This is a genomic window from Bradyrhizobium sp. HKCCYLR20261 (assembly GCF_051168435.1).
Lineage (GTDB): Bacteria > Pseudomonadota > Alphaproteobacteria > Rhizobiales > Xanthobacteraceae > Bradyrhizobium.
In genome coordinates this window covers 324,998-344,055 of sequence record NZ_JBNPUZ010000001.1, presented here as the reverse complement: position 1 = coordinate 344,055, position 19,058 = coordinate 324,998, and the positions used below count along the sequence as shown (strand labels likewise).

Below are 19,058 nucleotides of genomic sequence, written 5' to 3'. Positions count from 1 at the left end.
GACGAAGCTCACGACTTGAAACATCTGATCCGCAATACGCTGCGTAGCGGCTGGTTCCAGCGCGCCGTCGGGTTCCTCGCGGCCGAATATCTGCGCCTGGTGTGGCTGACCAACCGCTTCACCTTCGAGCCGCCCGAGGTCTACGAGATCGTCGAGCCGCAGATGCCGGCGATCTTCGCGTTCTGGCACGGCCAGCATCTGCTGACGCCGTTCATCAGGAACAAGCCGAGCTATCGGGCCAAGGTGCTGATCTCCAAGCATCGCGACGGCGAGTTCAACGCCATCGCTGCGGAGCGGCTGGGGATCGGAACCATCCGGGGCTCTGGCGACCATGGCGGCTCCTTCCACCGGAAAGGCGGCGTCGGGGCGTTCAGGGAGATGGTGCAGGCGCTCGAAGACAACTATAATGTTGCATCGACTGCCGATGTGCCGAAACGCGCGCGGATTGCGGGTCTCGGCATCATCATGCTCGCGCGTGAGTCAGGACGTCCGATCATGCCCTTCGCAATGGTCACGAGCCGCTTCGTCCGCCTCAAGAACTGGGACAGCACGACCATCAATTTGCCATTCGGCCGCGGCGCATTGGTGGGAATCAAGGAAATCAACGTGCCGCGTAATGCCGACGCTGCCATGATGGAGCAGGCGCGCCTCGACCTCGAGGCCACGCTCAATGAATGCATGCGCCGCGCCTATGAGATCGTCGGCCGTCCCGAGGCCTGTCCGCCGCCGGTGAATTCGCAGGCCGACTCTGTGGGAGCCGCCAGTGGCTAGCCCGCTGCCGATGGCCCTGCGCGTCTACCGCGGGTTGTCCTCGGCGGCGGTGCCGCTTGCGCCGGCCCTGATCCGGCAGCGCCTCAAGAACGGCAAGGAAGATCCTGAGCGGACCGACGAGCGGCGTGGCTTGAGCCACGATACCCGTCCTGAAGGCCCGCTGGTCTGGATTCACGGCGCCAGCGTCGGCGAGGTGCTGGCGGCGGCGGCGCTGATCGAGCGGCTGCGCGCGCTCAACATCCGCATCCTGATCACCTCGGGCACGGTGACGTCGGCGGCGATCGTCGCCAAGCGCTTTCCGCCCGACGTGATCCATCAATATGTGCCCTATGACACGCCGCGCTTCGTCGAGCGCTTTCTCGATCACTGGCGTCCGTCGCTCGGGCTGTTCATCGAATCCGACCTCTGGCCCAATCTCATCCTGGCCGGAGCGTCGCGGCGGGTGCCGATGGTCGTGATCAACGGCCGGATGTCGCCGCGCTCGTTCCCGCGCTGGCGCCGCATGTCCGGCACGATCTCCGCACTGCTCGGACGCTTCGATCTGTTCTTGACGCAGTCGCAGGCCGATGCCGACCGCTTCTCCGCGCTGGGTGCGCGCAACGTGGTCACGACCGGCAATCTGAAGCTCGACGTGCCGGCGCCGCCCGCCGATCCGGCGAAGCTCGACCGGCTCACCGCGATGACGCGGGGCCGGCCGGTGATCGTTGCGGCGTCCACGCATCCCGGCGAAGAGGAGATGCTGATCGCGACCCACAAGGTGCTGTCGACGATCTATCGCTCGCTGCTCACCGTGATCGTGCCGCGCCATCCGCATCGCGGTCCCGCCGTGGCCGAACTGATCGCTGGCGCCGGGTTGCAGCCCGCCTTGCGCTCGCGCGACGAGCAGCCGCTCGCCGGCACCGACATCTACGTCGCCGATACGATGGGCGAACTCGGCCTGTTCTACCGGCTCGCGCCCGTGGTGTTCATGGGCGGCTCGCTGGTCGAGCATGGCGGGCAGAATCCGATCGAAGCCGTGAAGCTCGGCGCCGCCATCGTGCATGGACCGCATGTCTTCAACTTCACCGAGGTCTACGAGGCGCTGGATCGCGCGGCGGGCGCGCGCCTCGCGCGTGACCAGGATGCGTTGATCCGGCAGCTCCGGCAGTTGCTCGGCGACGCCGCGGCCGTCGCCAATCTGGCGGCGGCGGGAACACGGGTGGTCGATCAACTCGGCGGCGCGCTGGACCGGACGGTGTCGGCGCTCGAGCCGTATCTCCTGCAGATCAGGCTGGAGATGGGAGCCGCCGGTGGCGCGTGAGCCGGCCTTCTGGCACCGGCCTCCGTCCTGGCAATCGCGTCTGTTGTCCCCGCTGTCGATGCTCTACGGCACGGTGGCCGCGCGCCGGATGCAGCAGCCGGGGATCGACGCCGGCGTGCCGGTGATCTGCGTCGGCAATTTCCATGTCGGCGGCGCCGGCAAGACGCCGACGGTGCTGGCGCTGACGGATATCCTGCGTGGCCTCGGTGAGACCCCTGTGGTGCTGAGCCGCGGCTATGGCGGGCGGCTGTCTGGCCCCGTGCTCGTCGACCCGGCCGCCCACACGGCCGCCGATGTCGGCGACGAGCCGCTGATGATGGCCGCGTGCGTGCCCGTCGTCGTGTCCCGCGCGCGCGCCGAAGGCGTCGGCCTCGTCAAGGCACAGGGGGCCAGCGTCATCCTGATGGACGACGGGTTTCAAAATCCATCGATCAACAAGGATCTCGCGCTGATCGTGATCGATGGCGCGCGCGGGCTCGGCAACGAACAGGTTTTCCCGGCCGGGCCGTTGCGGGCGCCCTTGCCACCGCAACTGGCGCGGACGGATGCCTTGCTGGTGATCGGCAGCGGTGAGGCCGGCGCCCGGGTCGCCTCGATTGTGTCCGCCACCGGAAAGCCGGTGTTTGCGGCCACGCTGCGGCCCGATCCGCAGGCGGTCGAGGCGTTGCAGGGCGGGCCGCTGCTGGCCTTTGCGGGAATCGGCGATCCCAGCCGCTTCTTTCGCACGCTGCGAGCCGCCAGGCTCGATGTCAGGCGCGAGCGCGCCTTTGCCGACCACCATCCCTATTCGACGGATGAGATCGCCGAACTGGCCGAACAGGCCGGGCGCGAACGGCTGACCATGGTAACGACGGAGAAGGATCTCGCGCGTCTTCGCGGCAGCAAGGCGGCGAGGCTCGACCTCGCCATTGCCGCATTTCCCGTGACGCTGCAGTTCGCTGATCCCGAGGCGCTGCGCGCGCTCGTCGCGCAACGCTTGAACGTGCGGAACGTCTAGCCGTTGGCCTTCAGCGCGCCCGGGTAATGCCGCTGCAGCACCGCGCTCGGCAGTGCATAGGCCTCCTGCAGGTCGACGCTCCAATATTTCAGCTCATCGAGCGGAATCCGCGCGTCGGTGATCGCGCAGCGAACATAGCTTCCGGGCGAAATCACGCGGAAATCGCCATCCAGATACTGTACCTGTGCTTCGCCCTGGCCCGAGGGACCAAACTTGTTGAGCACGTCCGCGATCTCCAATCCCTGCACCCGCCGAGGGGCACACGACACGCCAAATTCGATGATCTGGTAACATAGATAGGCGGACCTGTCCCTCCCGCAAACCCACCGATTTGTGATGCTTTCGCGCGAAACTCCGTGCTAGCTAGGCTGAAATATCCGCCGTCCGGCTGGTTTGATGCGCTCCCTGATCACCGTTGTTGCTGCTCTGCTCTGTGCCACGGCCTCCATCGCCTCGGCGGAGCCTTTGCCGGCGCCGGTGGCTGTCGAAATCCCCTCGGACAACTACGTTCTGCACGCGCAGCTCTACAAGCCGCGCGGGACGGGCCCGTTTCCAGCGGTCGTCGCGCTGCATGGCTGCGGCGGGCTGTCGGGCCGCTCCGAGCCGGTGCTGCCGCGCTATCGCGATTGGGCCGAGGAGCTGGTCAAGGACGGCAAGGCCGTGCTGCTGCCGGACAGCTACGGCTCGCGCGGGCTTGGGCCCCAATGCCGCGTCAAGGATCGCCGCATCAGCGGCCGGCGCGAGCGCGTGGCGGACATCGTCATCGCGCAGAAATGGCTGATCCAGCAGCCCTGGGCGATGCCGGACCGCGTCAGCCTGGTGGGCTGGGCCAGCGGCGCCAGCGCTTTGCTCTGGGCGGTGCGCCCGCAACTGCCCGATCACGTCTCGCCGGATTTCCGCTCGGCCGTCGCGTTCTATCCGGATTGCCGCGCCTCGTCCGGCCTCGGCTGGAGCACGCGAGTCCCGACCCTCGTTCTGATCGGCGGACTGGACGACGTCTATTCGCCGCCGGCGTGCCGGCAGATGATCGACGGTGCGCGCGGCCGCAGCGCGCTGACCCGCATCGTGATCTATCCCGGCGCCTATCATGATTTCGATCGCGTCAATCTGCCGGTGCATCAGGTCGCCGGCGCCGATGCCGCGGCGCCCGAGCGCGGCCATGTTGGCTCCGATCCCGAGGCGCGCGCCGATGCGCAGAAGCTCGTCGCCGAGTGGCTGGCGCGCTGAGGGCCGCTTAGAACAGGCTGCCCTGATCGGCGGGATCGGGCGTGCGCTTCGGCGCAGGCTTGCTGTCGCGCGACGGCTTCGGCGCGGCTGAACTCACCGACGGCTGCGGCCGGTCCGCGCCCGCCGTCGCCGTGACCTTGCCGTCGGCGAACTCGATCGACAGCGCGGCGCCCGGACCGATGCTTGCGGCATGATGCAGCGGGTGGCCGGCCTCGTCGCGCACCAGCGCGAAGCCGCGCGCCAGCACGCTGCGATAGGATAGAGCGGTGAGCAGCTTGTCGCTCTGGCCGACGCGCGCCGACAGCCGCTGCAACTGTGTGACCAGCGCGCGCCTGGCACGTTCGGCCAGACGTTCGGTGCGGTCGCGCTCCCTGGCGATCGCCTGGTGCTTGGCCTGCGCATAGGCCTGGCGTGAGGCCTTGAAGCGCGCATCGAGTGCCTCGAACCGCTCGCGCCGCCGATGCAGCTGGCCACGCGACGACAGCGACAAGCGCTCGGATGACGCGATCAGGCGATGGCGCGAGTGCGCGATCTGCGCGTGCAGCACGCGCAGCGTGAGCTTGGCGCTCGCCGCGGCGAATTGCCGGAAGTGCACATGGGTGTTGGTCTTGAGCGCGCGCGGCAGGCTGGCGGCAGCCGAGTCGAGCCGCTGCTGCGGGATGGCGAGCAGATCGCTCGGGCCGGGCAGGGCGCGCGCTGCCGCGCGCAGCTCGTTGCGCCGGCTCTCCTGGCTGCGCTGCCAGCACACGCTGACGCGGCGGGCGAGGCTCGCAACCTCCTGCATCAGCTCGCTGCGCACCGGCACCGCCATTTCGGCGGCGGCCGTCGGGGTCGGCGCGCGCTTGTCGGCGGCGAAGTCGATCAGGGTCACGTCGGTCTCGTGGCCGACGGCCGAGATCAGCGGAATCATGCTCTCCGCCGCGGCGCGGACCACGATCTCCTCGTTGAACGACCAGAGGTCCTCCAGCGAGCCGCCGCCGCGCGCGACGATCAGCACGTCCGGCCGCGCGATCGGGCCATCCTCCGGCAGCGCGTTGAAGCCGCTGATCGCGGCCGCCACCTGCTCGGCCGAGCCGTCGCCCTGCACCTTGACCGGCCATACCAGGACACGGCGGGGGAAGCGGTCCTCCAGCCGGTGCAGGATGTCGCGGATCACCGCGCCGGTCGGCGACGTCACGACGCCGATCACCTCGGGCAGCCATGGCAAGAGCTGCTTGCGCGCGGGATCGAACAGGCCCTCGGCGCCGAGCTTGCGCTTGCGCTCCTCCATCAGCGCCATCAGCGCGCCGATGCCGGCGGGCTCCAACGCCTCGATGACGATCTGGTACTTGGAGGAGTTGGGATAGGTCGTGAGCTTGCCGGTCGCGATGACCTCGAGCCCTTCCTGCGGCTTGAAGCGCATGCGGCCGTGCACGCCCTTCCAGATCACGGCCTCGATCTTGGCGCTCTCGTCCTTGAGCGCGAAATAGCAGTGCCCCGAGGAATGCGGCCCGCGAAAACCGGTGATCTCGCCGCGCACGCGGACGTGCCCGAACTGATCCTCGACTGTGCGCTTCAGCGCCGAGGACAGTTCGGTGACGGTGAATTCGGGCGCGTTGGGCAGGGCTTCCGCAGGCGGCATTGCTTCTGATTCGGTTCGGGGAGCAGCCGCCAAGGTAGGAGCTTTCGGCTCCCATCGCCAATCAAGCCGTTGCCTTTTCGATAACTCTGTATTACAGAGTTCTCTATTATAAGACGGAGAGGACGATGAAGAGGGGTGTTCGGATCGCCGTGCGGCTGGTGGGCTGGCCGTTGGCTCTCGCAGGAGCGATGGCCCTCACCCTGGGGGCAATGATCGCCCGGCCCATGGTGCGGCCGCCCGAGCTGAAGTCGATCTCGAACACAGCGGGCCAGGTCGACCGCAGCACCATGCCCGGCCTGCAGCGCTTCACGGCCCGCGACGGCACCGAACTCGCCTACCGGCACTATCCGGCGCGAGGGACGCCGGTTGGAAAGGTCGCGGTTCTGGTGCACGGCTCCGCCGGCTCCAGCATCGCCGTCCATGCGCTGGCCGACGCCCTGGCCGCGCGTGGCGTCGAGACCTTCGCCCCGGACATGCGCGGCCATGGCGGCTCCGGCACCCGTGGCGACATCGGCTATCTCGGGCAGCTCGAGGACGACCTCGCTGACTTCGTTGCGGAGGTGAGGACGTCCGTACCGGCGCAGCCGCTCGTGCTGCTCGGGCATTCGGCCGGCGGCGGCTTCGCGCTGCGCGCCGCGGGCGGACCGATCCAGGACCTGTTCGCCCGCACCGTTCTGCTCTCGCCCTATCTCGGCTACGACGCGCCGACCAACCGTGACAATTCAGGCGGCTGGGCCAGTCCCGATATTCCGCGCATCCTCGCGCTCGCCGTGCTGAGCCGCATTGGCCTGTCCTGCTGCGAGGCGCTGCCCGCTCTCGCCTTTGCCGTGCGGCCGAACGCGGAGAAATACGTCGTCTCGACCTACAGCTATCGGCTGCTGCGCAACTTCGCGACCGGTGGCTACAAAGCCGACCTCACAGCGGCGAAGCATCCTGTGACCCTGATTGCCGGTGCCGACGACGAACTGATGCTCGCCGACAAATATGCCGAGGCTGTGCATGCGGTTGCGCCCGCGGTTGACGTGAAGCTGATCGCCGGCGTCAATCACATGGAGATCGTGTCGGCGCCGCAGGCCATCCACGCGATCGCCGAGGACGTGGCCACGCGCTAGAGGGTCTATTGCCATGATCGACAGCCGGGAGGCCGCGCGTGCGCTCGGCGACATCGAGGACGTCACGAAGCGCGTGCGGCAATCGCAGATCTACAGGCTCTCCAGCCTGCTGATGATCCTGTGGGGCGTGCTGGTGTTCCCCGCCAACCTCATCACCTATCTCGCCCCGGTCTACGCCGACAAAGCGTGGCTCGCGGTCTACGTGCTCGGCATCGCCGGCTCGGCGATGCTCGGCGTGGGACAGAAATTCCGCACCGGCGTGCGCGGCTTCGATATCCGGGCGCTGCTCGCCTTCGTGATGTTCTTCGCCTTCGGCTCCTTCGTCGAGACCATCGGTCATTTCGGGCCGCGCGAGATGGGCGCGTTCTGGCCGATCTACTTCATGCTGTTCTACTGCCTCGCCGGCCTGTGGTTCGGCATCGCGTTCATGATCTTCGGCCTCGGCGTGACCGCGCTGACCCTGATCGGCTATGCCTTCATCGGCGCGGCCTTCCCGCTGTGGATGGCCTTCGTCAACGGCGGCGGCCTCGTCCTCGGCGGCCTGTGGATGCGGCGGAGCTGAGGGGGTGGCGGAGCTCGACGAGATCATCCACCAGCCGCTGCGGCTGAAGATCATGGCGGCGCTGAATGCGCTGCCGACCGCGGGCGGATTGGAATTCGTCCGCCTGAAGAAGCTGACCGGCGCCACCGACGGCAACCTCGGCGCCCATATCGAGACGCTGGCGCGCGCGGGCTATGTTGCGGTGGACAAGGCCTTTGTCGGCAAGAAGCCGCAGACCACGGTCACGGTCACCGCGGCCGGCCGGGCCGCTTTCGCCCGGCACGTCGCCACCCTGCAGGAGATCATCGCTGGCGCCGCCGCCAAACCGTCCGAGCCATGATTTGACTCTGTAGCGACGGCCGGGCAATTGGGGCGTCCAGATTGGCTTACACCCCCTGCAACGGCTTCGACGATGAACATTCTCCTCCTTGGTTCCGGCGGCCGCGAGCACGCGCTCGCCTGGAAGATTGCAGGCTCCCCGCTGCTCACCAAGCTCTGGTGCGCCCCGGGCAATGCCGGCATCGCCAAGGAGGCCGAATGTGTCACGCTCGACGTCGCCGACCATGCGGCCGTGATCGCCTTCTGCCGCGCCCACAAGGTCGACCTCGTGGTGGTCGGCCCGGAAACTCCTCTGGCGGCCGGCATCGTCGATGATCTCGAGGCGGCCGGAATCAAGGCGTTCGGGCCGTCCAGGCTCGCCGCGCAGCTCGAGGGCTCCAAGGGTTACACCAAGGATCTCTGCGCCGAGTACGACATTCCGACCGGTGCCTATTGCCGCTTCGACAATGCGCCGGAGGCGCTCGCCTATGTCCGCGAGCACGGCGCGCCGATCGTCGTGAAGGCCGATGGGCTCGCGGCCGGCAAGGGCGTCGTCGTCGCCAAGACGCTGGCCGAGGCCGAGGACGCGGTGCGGATGATGTTCGATGGCGGCTTCGGCGTCGCCGGCACCGAGGTCGTGATCGAGGAATATCTCGAGGGCCGCGAGGTCTCGTTCTTCGCGCTGTGCGACGGCCAGACCGCGATTCCGCTCGCATCCGCCCAGGACCACAAGCGGGTGTTCGATCATGACCAGGGGCCCAACACCGGCGGCATGGGCGCCTATTCCCCGACGCCGTTCGTGACCCAGGAGATCCATGATCAGATCATGGATCGCATCATTCTGCCGACGATTGCCGGCATGAACGCGCGCGGCACGCCGTTCAAGGGCATCCTCTATGCCGGCCTGATGCTGACGGCGCAGGGCCCGAAGCTGTTCGAGTACAATGTGCGCTTCGGCGATCCGGAATGTCAGGTCCTGATGCTCAGGATGATGTCGGATCTCGTTCCCGCGATGCTCGCCGCCTGCGACAGTCAGCTCAAGAATTTCGATCTGCGCTGGTTTCCCGACGCCGCCGTCACCGTGGTGATGGCCGCCAAGGGCTATCCGGGCGACTACGCAAAGGGCGGCGTGATCGAGGGACTCGATGACGCCGCGAAGGTCGACGGGGTCGAGATCTTCCACGCCGGAACGGTCGCCAAGAACGGTGCTGTTCTCGCCAATGGCGGACGGGTCCTCAATGTGTGCGCGTCGGGAAAGACCGTGACCGAAGCGCAGGCGCGGGCCTACCAGGCCGTCGACCGCATCAAATGGACCGACGGCTTCTGTCGCCGCGACATTGCCTGGCAGGCCGTGGCTCAGGAAAGCGGTAACGGCTGAGCCGGCGACGGTTCCAAAATCCGGCCTCTGCCTTGAATCTCCGAAACGCTATGTTTCCCCGGAAATCTGTGGCAGTTCCATACTATCATGCCGTGACGGGATGATTCAGTTCCGCCGTGGAACGGAGGGGCCATGGAATGCGCGCGGTGCGGGAGGCAAAATCAGCCAGGGAGAGCGTCATGCGATCTCTGCGGTGAGCCGCTCGGCCTCAGATGTGAGGCGTGCAGCCACGCGAACAACCCGTCGAATCGCTTCTGCGGCCAATGCGGCTCGCCGCTGCCGGGCCGGGTCGCTCCGCCCGACCAGGCCGCTCAGCGCGTCCTGAGGACGCTGAGCAGCAAGGGCGGCGAGCGCAAGCGCCTCACCATTCTGTTCGCCGACATTCGCGATTCGACCCAGCTGATCGACAGCCTCGGCGATCCCGAGCTCGCGATGCAGCGGCTTGATCCGGTGCTCAACCTGATGAAGGAGGCCGTTCACCGCTACGACGGCGTCGTCAACAAGACGCAGGGCGACGGCGTGATGGCGCTGTTCGGCGCGCCGGTGCCGCATGAGGACCATGCGGTGCGCGGCTGCCTTGGCGCGCTCGCGATGCAGGATTCGATCGGGCGTCTGGCGGACCCGCATCTGCAGGTCCGCGTCGGGCTGCACACCGGCGAGGTCATCGTCCAGGTCGTCGAAAACAGCATGTACCAGACCTACGACGCGGCCGGGGCCAACGTACACCTGGCCAACCGTCTGGAGCACATGGCCGAGCCCGGGACGATCCTGATCAGCAAGGAAACCTATCTCGGCGCCCGCCAGTTCGTCGAAGCGGAATCACTCGGCACGCACACGCTGCGAGGCATTGCGTCGCCCGTCTCCATCTACAAGCTGATCGGCCGCCTCAGCGCGCCGGCGAGCGACGTCTTCCGCAGCGGACAGCGCCTGCTGCCGCTGATCGGGCGCAACGCCCAGCTCCGGGTGCTCGAACGCGAGCTCGACGACGTGCTGGCCGCGCGCGGCGCCGTGGTCGGCATCGTCGGCGACGCCGGCATCGGCAAGAGCCGGCTGTGCTTCGAGTTCGCCGAGCACTGCCGCCGGCAGGGCATTCGTGTCTACGAGGCGCGCGTGCTCGCGCACAGCCGCACCACGCCATTCCAGCCGGTGCTGGAATTGCTGCGCGACTTCTTCGGCATCCGCGCCAAGGAGCCCGTCGAGGTGTCGCGCCAGCGTGTCGTCGACAAGCTTGAAGCCATCGGCATGCCCGACACGGCGCTAGTGCTGCTCCTGGACTTCATGAGCCTCGCCGACCCGGCGCGGCCCGCGCTGCGGCTCGATCCCGGCGTGTTCAAGACGCGCCTCCTGAACGTCTTCAAGACGCTGTTCCGCACGGCGCCCGCCGACGGCGCCGTCGTGATCATGATCGAGGATCTGCACTGGCTCGACGAGGCCAGCGAGGAATTCGTCGAGGCTCTCGCCGAGGCCACGATCGGCACCAAGACGCTGCTGGTCGTCAACTATCGGCCGGGTTTTGCCGCGTCCTTCATGCAGCGGGCGCTGTTTCACGAGCTGCATATCGTCCCGCTGGCCTCCACCGAGGCGCGCGAGCTGCTGCGCGGCGTGTTCGGCGACGATCCATCGCTGGAGCAATTGGCCGGCGACATCGTCGAGCGCGCGCAAGGCAATCCTTTCTTCCTCGAGGAGCTGGCGAGCGCGGTGTCGGAAAGCGGCGGCTTCGAAGGCGAGCGCGGCGCCTACCGGCTCAAGGGCGGCATTGGCCCCATTCCGCTGCCCCCGACCGTGCATGCCGTGGTGGCCGCGCGCATCGACAGGCTCGGCGAGACCGCCAAGAGCGTGCTCGAAACCGCCGCCGTGATCGGCCGCTCGGTCGCACTTGCGGTGCTCAGGCCGGTGATGGAGCTCCCCGATGCCGAACTCTATGAGGCGCTTGCACAGTTGCGACAGGCCGACCTGCTCTACGACCTGCCGCCATTCGACATGGGCGTGCTCGCCTTCCGCCATCCGCTGATCCAGGAGGTGGCCTATGCGATGCAGCTGCGCTCGCGGCTGACCGGCGTGCATCTGGCCGTGGCCAAGGCGATCGAGTCACTCGATTGGGGCAGCCAGGACGAGTTCGCCGCCCTGATCGCCTCGCACTACGAGTTCGCAGGCCAGACCATGCAGGCCGTCGAGCATCTGCAGCGGGCAGCGCGCTGGATCGGACGCACCAACACGCCGGAGGCGCTTCGGCTCTGGCGCAAGATCCGCAACATGCTCCAGGCGTTGCCGCCGTCGGAGCACGTCGATCGCCTGCGTGCTTTGGCCAGCGGCCAGATCCTCAATTGCGGATGGCGCGAGGGCATGTCGGCCGACGAGGTGAGGCCGTTTGCCGAGGAGGCCCTGCGCTATGCGCGCTCTTCCGACAAGATGCATGAGCCCATTCTCATCGGCGCGTATGGCCGGGTGCTTGCGTCGACCGGAGCGGCTGACGACTACGTCGATCTGGTGCAGAACGCCGTCAAGCTGACGTCGGAGGAGGGCGACGTCGGACGTTACGCCACCGTCAATGCCATGCTGGCCCAGGCGTTCTTCATGTCGGGGCGCCCGCGCGAGGCGCTGGCCGCGGCCGAGACCGCCCAGGATGTCATTCGCAGCCAGGGTGGCTTCGACAGCAACGTGACGCTCGGCCTGACGCCTAACCAGATCCTGGGTTTCGATGTCGAATATTGGATCAGATGTCTGAAGTCGCGGATCCTGCTCCAGCTCGGCCGCTTCGAAGACGTCGAAAAGGAGTTGGTCCATCTGCTTGGCGAGTCGGCTCAGCAAGTGGCCGCCGTCGTGCGCTTCATTCCGCATTTTGCTTCGGTCGAGTTCGGGTGGGCGACCGGCAACGCCGCAATGGTGCGCGACCACGCGGCCCGCGTGAACGACATCGCCGAGCAATCGGGCATGCCATACATCCGCATGGCGGCCCTCTGGTGCGCGAGCCTCGCGCTCGCTGCCGCGGGTGATCTCCCTTCGGCGGCGCAGGAGCTTCAGGACGCGATCGCCTATGCGCGCCAGAAGAGGGCAGGCCTCGAGTTCGAGCCGCGCATGCTGGCGTCCTACGCCGCGTTGCTCTGGCAGGCCAAGCGGATGGAGTCGGCTCTTTCGGCGGCCGAAGAGGCCATTGCCGTCGGTCAAAGACGAACGGATCGCATCGCGCAGTTGCACGGCCTGCTGCTGAAGGGACACATCATGAGCTCCGCTCCGCATGTAGCTGCAGCAGATGATGCTCGTCGCTTGCTGGCGGAGTGCGAAGGACTGCTGTCGATCACGGGTGCGGATTTGCATCAGCCGTTGTTGATGGCGCTGAGGTCCTCCCTTGAACAAGTAAGATGATATGGGCAGAGTGCCGGCGTTTGTATGACCAAACGATGGCGAGGGACCCATGGGTGCAATGATCAAGGACAGCACGACGCTGGATATCGTCGTGCAGTTGAACAAGCGTTTTGATGCGGATGCGTTGGCCGAAATGGTCGAGTTGCAGCGTGAGTTCGGTGTTTTCTCACTGCAGCACGGGCTGCAGCAGTCTTTCGCCCTGCTCGGAATCGTTCCGTCCGACTGGTCCGAGCGGCGCCGCTGGTACAAGTTCCTCGAGTTTCTCAAGACCTACCCATCGGATATGCCCAACGTGAATGGGCATGACCGTGTGATCAAGGCGTTCAAGGACAATCTCGAAGCCGAGAAGCCGCTTCCCGTCTCGATCGTGTGCCATGCCGCGGCTGATGATCCGCGCGTCACCGTGTCCGAAGGACGCCCCGTGGTGTTCTCCCTCGATGTTCACGTGATGGTGTCGATTCCGACGACGCCGGGGCGTGAAGTCCGCCGTCAGGCGGCCGAGACCGCGCGGGCGAGGCGAGTCGAGAAACGCAAGAAGTGAGCGAGACGCAGGGCGGCGGTCCTGAGCGGACGGATCCTCCTCCGGAGGCCGTCTGCTCCGGCGTCGATGCCTACTATACCGCTTGCGTCGCGCGTCATGGCGCGACGCCGCGTGGCGTCGATTGGTCGTGCGAGGCGACGCAGAGCCTGCGCTTCGTGCAGCTGATGAAGCTGTGCGACACGTCGGCGCCGTTCAGCCTTAACGATGTCGGCTGTGGCTACGGCGCGCTGGTGCCGTTCCTGGCTTTCCGTCATTCGTCCTGCGACATCGACTATCTCGGCATCGACTTGTCCCGCGCCATGATCAGCCGCGCCCGCCGGCGTTTCTCCGGCCCCCGGCGGCGCTTCATCGTCGCCGCGCAGAGCCCGCGCGTCGCCGACTATTCGGTCGCTTCAGGGATCATGAACGTCAATGTGGGCTATCCGCGCGAGGTCTGGGAGAGCTACATCAAGGATCTGTTGCGGCAGCTGCATGCGGCCAGCCGGCGCGGCTTCAGCGTCAACTTCATGCACGCAGATGCCGTCGATCCATTGGATCGCGAGCCGGCGGCGACGCGTCTGTATCGGACGACGCCGGACATCTGGTCCGAGCATTGCGCGCGCGAATTTCCGGTCACGGTCGATATCCTCGGCAACTACGGCATGAAGGAATTCACGCTGTTGGTGCGCCGCAAGCCGGACCCGGGCCCGCTCCAGGCGAGCCCGCCAGCCTGATGCCGGGCCGGCCGACATCATCGTCGCGCGCCGATCGTCGCAGTGACGCCATCGAGGGTGCGGTCGACGTGCTGATCTCGCCGCGAGGCCACGCGAGCCCTTCGCGGCTCGAACGCGCCTGCGCGCTGCTGCGACGGCAGGCGCCGCTGCATTGGGTCGAGCGCCCCGGCGTGCGCCCGTTCTGGGCCGTCACGCGCCATGCCGATATCGCGGCCATCGAAACGCAAAGCCGGGACTTCGCCGCGGGACCTCGGACCTATCTCGCCAGCGAAGCCTCCGAGGCTGTGCTGCAGCGCGTGACCGGCAAGCCGCAGCTCGTGCGCGGCCTGACGGAGATGGATCCGCCCGATCACGCCGTCTACCGCGCGGTCATTCAAGCAGCCTTCTCGCCGCCGGCCTTGCGCGACATGGAAGCCTGGCTGCCGCGATGGGCGGCCGACATCATCGATCGCGTGGCGGCGCGCGGCAATGAATGCGACTTCGCCGCCGACATCGCGCGGCCGTTCACCTTCCGCGTCATCGGCCGCATGCTAGGCACGCCCGAAGCCGATGATGCGCGGCTGGCGCGGCTCGCCCAGGCCTTCGTCGGCGCCGAGGATCCCCAGCGGCGGCTCGCGGAGTCGCCGGCCGACACCATGCGGATGGCCATGCTGGCGCTGCGCGACTATTTCGAAGCCGTCGCCGCCGATCGCCGCGTTCATCCGCGCGATGACCTCGCGACGATGATCGCGACGGCCACGCCGCATGGCGCGGCAATGCCGCATTACGAATTGATCTCCTACTTCATCCTGCTGGTCACCGCCGGTCACGACACCACGGCGCTCGCGCTCGCCGGAGGGCTGGAGGCGCTGCTGGCCGCGCCCGACCAGGTTGCACGGCTGCGCTCGGGGCCTGATCTCCTCGACAGCGCCATCGAGGAGATCTTGCGCTGGACCAGCCCCGTCCGTCATTTCATGCGGACCGCTATTCGCGACACCGACATTGCCGGCCGGCGCATTCGCGAGGGCGAGGCGTTGGCGCTGTTCTTTCATTCTGCCAATCGCGACGAGGCGGTGTTCGAGGACGCCGGCACATTCCGGATCGATCGCCGGCCGAATCCGCACATTGCCTTTGGCCGCGGACCGCATGTCTGCCTGGGGCTGCATCTGGCGCGGATGCAGATGCGGGCGCTGCTGACGGAACTGTTGCGGCGCACGGAGCGGATCGAACTGGCGGGGCGGGTTCGCCGCGTCGAGTCGCCCTTCATGAGCGGTGTGAGCGCGCTGCCGCTACGCATCTCGTTTTGCGCGCCGCACAGGGCAGCTGTAGCATAGCGCGGGCGATCCGCGGGCCGTCCGTGCGACGAGTGCTTTGAGGCTGACATGAGTGACCTCGCCGATCTGTTTCCAGGCTATGCGTCCGAATGGATCAACACATCCGCGGGGCGCGTCTTCGCGCGTGTCGGCGGCAGTGGTCCGCCGCTGCTGCTGCTGCACGGCTTCTCCGAAACGCATGTGATGTGGCACCGCGTGGCGCCAGCGTTGGCTGATCGCTTCACGCTGATCGTCGCCGACCTCCCTGGCTACGGCTGGTCCGACATGCCCGACAGCGATCCGGAGCACACGCCGTACACCAAGCGCGCGATGGCGAAGACGATGATCGAGGCGATGGAGCAGCTCGGCCATGTCCACTTCGCGCTGGCCGGCCACGATCGCGGCGGCCGCGTCGCCTATCGGCTGGCGCTCGATCATCCCGGCCGGCTGTCGAAGCTCGCCGTGCTCGATATCCTGCCGACCTATGACTATTGGGAACGTATCAACCGCGCCTATGCGCTGAAGATCTACCACTGGGCATTCCTGGCCCAGCCGGCGCCGCTGCCGGAGACGCTGATCGCGGGGGCGGGCGAGTTCTTCCTGAAGCAGAAGATGGCGAGCCAGACCAAGAGCAAGACGCTTGACGCGATCGACCCTCGCGCGCTTCAGCACTATCTCGCGCCGTTCCGCGACCCCGCGCGAATCCATGCGATGTGCGAGGACTATCGCGCCGGTGCCTATGCCGACTATGAGATCGACAAGGCCGATCTCGGCGCCGGCAAGAAGATCACGGTCCCGATGCTGGCGCTGTGGGGCGATGCCGGGATTGCCAGCGCGGCGGCGACACCGCTCGACACCTGGGGGAAATGGGCGACCAACGTGCGCGGCGCGCCGGTCGATTCCGGGCATTTCCTCACCGAGGAGGCGCCATCCGAGACGGCGCGGCTGTTGCGGGAGTTCCTTCTGAGCGAGTGACATCAGCGCCGCGCCTTGAAGAACTCCTTCAGCATCTGCGCCGCTTGTTGTTCGCCGACGGCCGAATAGACGTCCGGCACGTGATGGCAGGTCGGGGAGGCGAAGAAGCGCACGCCCGACTCGACGGCGCCGCCCTTGGGGTCGGCCGCACCGTAATACAGCCGGCGGATGCGGGCGAAGGAGATGGCGCCGGCGCACATCGTGCACGGTTCGAGGGTCACGTAGAGGTCGCAATCCACCAGCCGCTCGCTGCCGATCACCTGGCCGGCCTGGCGCAAGGCCAGGATCTCGGCATGGGCGGTGGGATCCCGGTCGGTCAGCGTGCGGTTGCCGGCGGTGGCGATCACCTCGCCGTTACGGACGACCACGCAGCCGATCGGCACCTCGCCGGAAATTCCGGCCGATTCGGCCGCTTTCAGGGCCAAATCCATGAAAGAAGGGCTGTTCATGGCTCGTATTACCCGGTCAAGTCTGCTACTGCATCGCCCTTCAGCAAAACCGGACACCGATTTCCCGCGTGACATGCGCTGCTCAGAGCGCGCGTATCACCCCGCGTCCTGCACCTCGAAGCGAGACCTTCATGCCCCGTGATACCGACAAAGACAACGATACCCGCGGCCGCCGCGGTGGCGCCCCGCGAGGGCGGTCCGAGGGGGCCAAGGGACCTAAGGGACGCTCGGGCGCCGCGCGCGGGCCTGAGAAGAAGTTCGCCAAGCGCGGTTTCGGGGCCAAGGACGGCGGCAAGAGCTTTGCCAAGCGCGACGGCGACAAGCGCTCGTTCGACGAGGGCCGCGCGCCGCGCCGGCGCGACGACGGCGATGCGCCGCGGAAATCCTTTGGCGACAAGCCGCGCTTCAATCGCGATGAGCGTCCGCGCGGCGACCGGCCCTATGCCGCTCGCCCCGCCCGGGCCGCCGATGGTGAGAAGCGCGCCTTCAAGCCGCGTGGCGACCGGCCGAAATTCGATCGTGATGAGCGCGGTGGTGAGAAGCGCCCCTATACGCCGCGTGCCGGCCGCGACGAGGCCCGTCCTGCGGGGCGGTCGTCGGAGCGCAAGTTCGGCGAGCGCAAGCCTTACGCGCCGCGAGAGCGTGACGGTGAGAAGCGTCCGTATACGCCGCGTGGCGAGGGCGCGCGCGATCGCGGCGACCGGCCCGCGCGTAGCTTCAGTGACCGTCCGTCGCGTGGAGGTGATCGTCCGGAGCGCAAGTTCGGCGGCGAGCGCAAGTTCTCGCGCGGCGCCGAGGGGGATCGCGGCGAGCGAAAGTTTGGCGGCGGCGCACGTGGTCCGCGCAAGGAGTTCGGCGACCGACCGCCGCGGGGTGAAAGCAAGCCGTGGCAGAAGCGCGATACCGATGGCGAGCGGAGCGCGCGTCCGCCGCGCGAGGGCGGCCGCAGCTACGACCGTCCGCGGTCCGACCGCACCCGTGAGGATCGTCCGAAGTTCGACCGGCCGAAATTCGATCGTCCGCGTGATCGCGGCGACGACCGGGGCTTCGACAAGCCGCGCCGCCGTCCCGAGGGCCGCACCGACTGGCAGGAGCATCCGCGCAGCGAGCGCCGCGAGTTCGGCGATCGGCCGCGCCGCGACAATGAGAACGACGGCGAGATCTTCGCCAAGCGCCCGGCGTTCGGCGGCCGCGGCCCGTACCGCGAGCGCAAGCCTGAGACGGAGAAGCGCAGCAAGCGCGTCGTGCCCGACGAGGCGCCGAAGCCCGGCAAGACCGGCGAGCGCATCGCCAAGGTGCTGGCCCGCGCCGGCCTTGCCTCGCGCCGCGACGCCGAGGAGATGGTGACGCAGGGCCGCGTCAGCGTGAACGGCCGCATCATCAACTCGCCGGCGCTCGACGTCACCGAGAACGACGAGATCAAGGTCGACGGCGCGCCGCTGCCGGAGCGCGAGCGGACGCGGCTGTTCCTGTATCACAAGCCGCGCGGGCTGATGACGACGCATAGCGACCCCGAGGGCCGCCCGACGGTGTTCGACAATCTGCCGGAGGGACTGCCCCGGCTGATCTCGATCGGCCGGCTCGACTTCAACACCGAAGGCCTGCTGCTGCTGACCAATGACGGCGGTCTCGCGCGCGTGCTCGAGCTGCCGGACACCGGCTGGACGCGGCGCTACCGTGTCCGCGCTCATGGCGAGATCACGCAGGGACAGCTCGACCAGCTCGCCGCTGGTGTCGAGGTCGATGGCGTGAAGTATGGTCCGATCGAAGCCACGCTCGAGCGCGACCAGGGCGCCAATGTCTGGCTCGTCGTGGCGATCCGCGAGGGCAAGAACCGCGAGGTACGCAATGTGCTGGCGCATCTCGGCCTCGAGGTGAACCGCCTGATCCGCGTCTCCTATGGTCCGTTCCAGCTCCTGGAGCTGCCGGAGGGCGAGGTGCAGGAGGTCAAGACGCGGGTGCTGCGCGAGCAGCTTGGCGAGAAGGTCATCGCGCAGTCCGGCGCCGATCTCGGGCCGGCCGGCAATAGCAATCGCGAGCCGCTGCCGGATCCGAAGCCCAAGCCGAAGCGCGAGGTCGTCGCCGACCGCAAGGGCCGCCGCGTCCTCGTCCAGCGCACCGGCAGCGAGGAGGCCCGCGAGCGCCACGAGGCCGAGGCGCGCTTCCCCGGCCCGCCGAAGCGGCCGAAGCGCGGCTATCACGGCAAGCGTGATATCGCTCCGCGGGACGACGAGTAGGGCGATGCGGCCGGCTGCGATGTATGCCGCGAGGGCAGCGCTCCTCGCTGACGCTCGGGTGGTCTTTCCTCTCCCTCCCCCCTTGTGGGGGAGGGTTGGGGAGGGGGGTGGCCAAGGAAAGATTCGCGTTCGTGGCACCCCCACCCCCAACCCCTCCCCGCAAGGGGGAGGGGAGTGGCGCCGTGCCCGCACGTCCAAACCTCGCTTCATCAATCCGCGCAAG

Annotated in this window: 17 protein-coding genes; 14 read left to right on the top strand and 3 right to left on the bottom strand. The window is 67.7% G+C overall.

Annotated elements, in window-relative coordinates:
* Positions 1-15 precede the first annotated feature (15 nt).
* The 3 genes from ACQR1L_RS01575 to lpxK are packed head-to-tail and all read left to right on the top strand — an operon-like array spanning position 16 to position 3,068.
* A complete protein-coding gene (locus tag ACQR1L_RS01575) occupies positions 16-771 on the top strand; it encodes a lysophospholipid acyltransferase family protein (RefSeq protein ID WP_434856170.1) in 756 nt (251 codons plus the stop codon).
* On the top strand, positions 764-2,071 hold the full coding sequence (locus ACQR1L_RS01570; protein ID WP_434856169.1) for a 3-deoxy-D-manno-octulosonic acid transferase: 1,308 nt from the start codon (positions 764-766) through the stop codon (positions 2,069-2,071). The genes ACQR1L_RS01575 and ACQR1L_RS01570 overlap by 8 nt, the downstream gene beginning before the upstream one ends.
* Positions 2,061-3,068: a tetraacyldisaccharide 4'-kinase gene (gene lpxK, locus ACQR1L_RS01565; RefSeq protein WP_434856168.1), complete on the top strand. Its 1,008-nt coding sequence runs from the start codon at positions 2,061-2,063 to the stop codon at positions 3,066-3,068. The genes ACQR1L_RS01570 and lpxK overlap by 11 nt, the downstream gene beginning before the upstream one ends.
* Here lpxK and ACQR1L_RS01560 read toward each other — a convergent pair.
* Complete coding sequence (locus ACQR1L_RS01560; RefSeq protein WP_434856167.1) at positions 3,065-3,292, bottom strand: DUF2093 domain-containing protein; 228 nt, start codon at positions 3,290-3,292, stop codon at positions 3,065-3,067. The genes lpxK and ACQR1L_RS01560 overlap by 4 nt on opposite strands.
* 172 nt (positions 3,293-3,464) lie before the next feature.
* Here ACQR1L_RS01560 and ACQR1L_RS01555 point away from each other — a divergent pair, with 172 nt between their 5' ends.
* A complete protein-coding gene (locus ACQR1L_RS01555; protein WP_434856166.1) occupies positions 3,465-4,295 on the top strand; it encodes a dienelactone hydrolase family protein in 831 nt (276 codons plus the stop codon).
* A gap of 7 nt (positions 4,296-4,302) precedes the next feature.
* On the opposite strand, the gene xseA is transcribed toward ACQR1L_RS01555, so the two are convergent.
* A complete protein-coding gene (xseA, locus tag ACQR1L_RS01550; RefSeq protein ID WP_434856165.1) occupies positions 4,303-5,916 on the bottom strand; it encodes an exodeoxyribonuclease VII large subunit in 1,614 nt (537 codons plus the stop codon).
* Between the two features lie 188 nt (positions 5,917-6,104).
* Here xseA and ACQR1L_RS01545 point away from each other — a divergent pair, with 188 nt between their 5' ends.
* From ACQR1L_RS01545 to ACQR1L_RS01505, 9 genes are all read left to right on the top strand, one after another.
* The gene (locus ACQR1L_RS01545) at positions 6,105-7,028 is read left to right on the top strand and encodes an alpha/beta hydrolase (protein ID WP_434856551.1); all 924 of its coding nucleotides are present in this window, start codon (positions 6,105-6,107) and stop codon (positions 7,026-7,028) included.
* 13 nt (positions 7,029-7,041) lie between these two features.
* Complete coding sequence (locus ACQR1L_RS01540; protein ID WP_434856164.1) at positions 7,042-7,590, top strand: hypothetical protein; 549 nt, start codon at positions 7,042-7,044, stop codon at positions 7,588-7,590.
* Positions 7,591-7,594: 4 nt separating this feature from the next.
* Positions 7,595-7,909 (top strand): winged helix-turn-helix domain-containing protein, encoded by a 315-nt coding sequence (locus ACQR1L_RS01535; protein WP_434856163.1) that lies wholly within the window; start codon positions 7,595-7,597, stop codon positions 7,907-7,909.
* A gap of 72 nt (positions 7,910-7,981) precedes the next feature.
* Positions 7,982-9,265, top strand: coding sequence for a phosphoribosylamine--glycine ligase (purD, locus tag ACQR1L_RS01530; RefSeq protein WP_434856162.1), 1,284 nt, complete (start codon positions 7,982-7,984; stop codon positions 9,263-9,265).
* A 132-nt stretch (positions 9,266-9,397) separates the two neighbouring features.
* On the top strand, positions 9,398-12,628 hold the full coding sequence (locus ACQR1L_RS01525) for an AAA family ATPase (RefSeq protein ID WP_434856161.1): 3,231 nt from the start codon (positions 9,398-9,400) through the stop codon (positions 12,626-12,628).
* Between the two features lie 49 nt (positions 12,629-12,677).
* Positions 12,678-13,169 (top strand): hypothetical protein, encoded by a 492-nt coding sequence (locus ACQR1L_RS01520; protein WP_434856160.1) that lies wholly within the window; start codon positions 12,678-12,680, stop codon positions 13,167-13,169.
* Complete coding sequence (locus tag ACQR1L_RS01515; RefSeq protein ID WP_434856159.1) at positions 13,166-13,882, top strand: methyltransferase domain-containing protein; 717 nt, start codon at positions 13,166-13,168, stop codon at positions 13,880-13,882. The genes ACQR1L_RS01520 and ACQR1L_RS01515 overlap by 4 nt, the downstream gene beginning before the upstream one ends.
* Entirely contained in the window at positions 13,882-15,195 is a 1,314-nt protein-coding gene (locus tag ACQR1L_RS01510) for a cytochrome P450 (RefSeq protein ID WP_434856158.1), read from the top strand. Before ACQR1L_RS01515 ends, ACQR1L_RS01510 begins: the two co-directional genes overlap by 1 nt.
* A 48-nt stretch (positions 15,196-15,243) precedes the next feature.
* Positions 15,244-16,149: an alpha/beta fold hydrolase gene (locus ACQR1L_RS01505; RefSeq protein WP_434856157.1), complete on the top strand. Its 906-nt coding sequence runs from the start codon at positions 15,244-15,246 to the stop codon at positions 16,147-16,149.
* 2 nt (positions 16,150-16,151) lie between these two features.
* Here ACQR1L_RS01505 and ACQR1L_RS01500 read toward each other — a convergent pair whose 3' ends face one another.
* Positions 16,152-16,598: a nucleoside deaminase gene (locus ACQR1L_RS01500; protein ID WP_434856156.1), complete on the bottom strand. Its 447-nt coding sequence runs from the start codon at positions 16,596-16,598 to the stop codon at positions 16,152-16,154.
* 131 nt (positions 16,599-16,729) lie between these two features.
* Here ACQR1L_RS01500 and ACQR1L_RS01495 point away from each other — a divergent pair, with 131 nt between their 5' ends.
* Positions 16,730-18,835, top strand: coding sequence for a pseudouridine synthase (locus ACQR1L_RS01495; protein WP_434856155.1), 2,106 nt, complete (start codon positions 16,730-16,732; stop codon positions 18,833-18,835).
* The last annotated feature ends 223 nt before the right edge of the window (positions 18,836-19,058 follow it).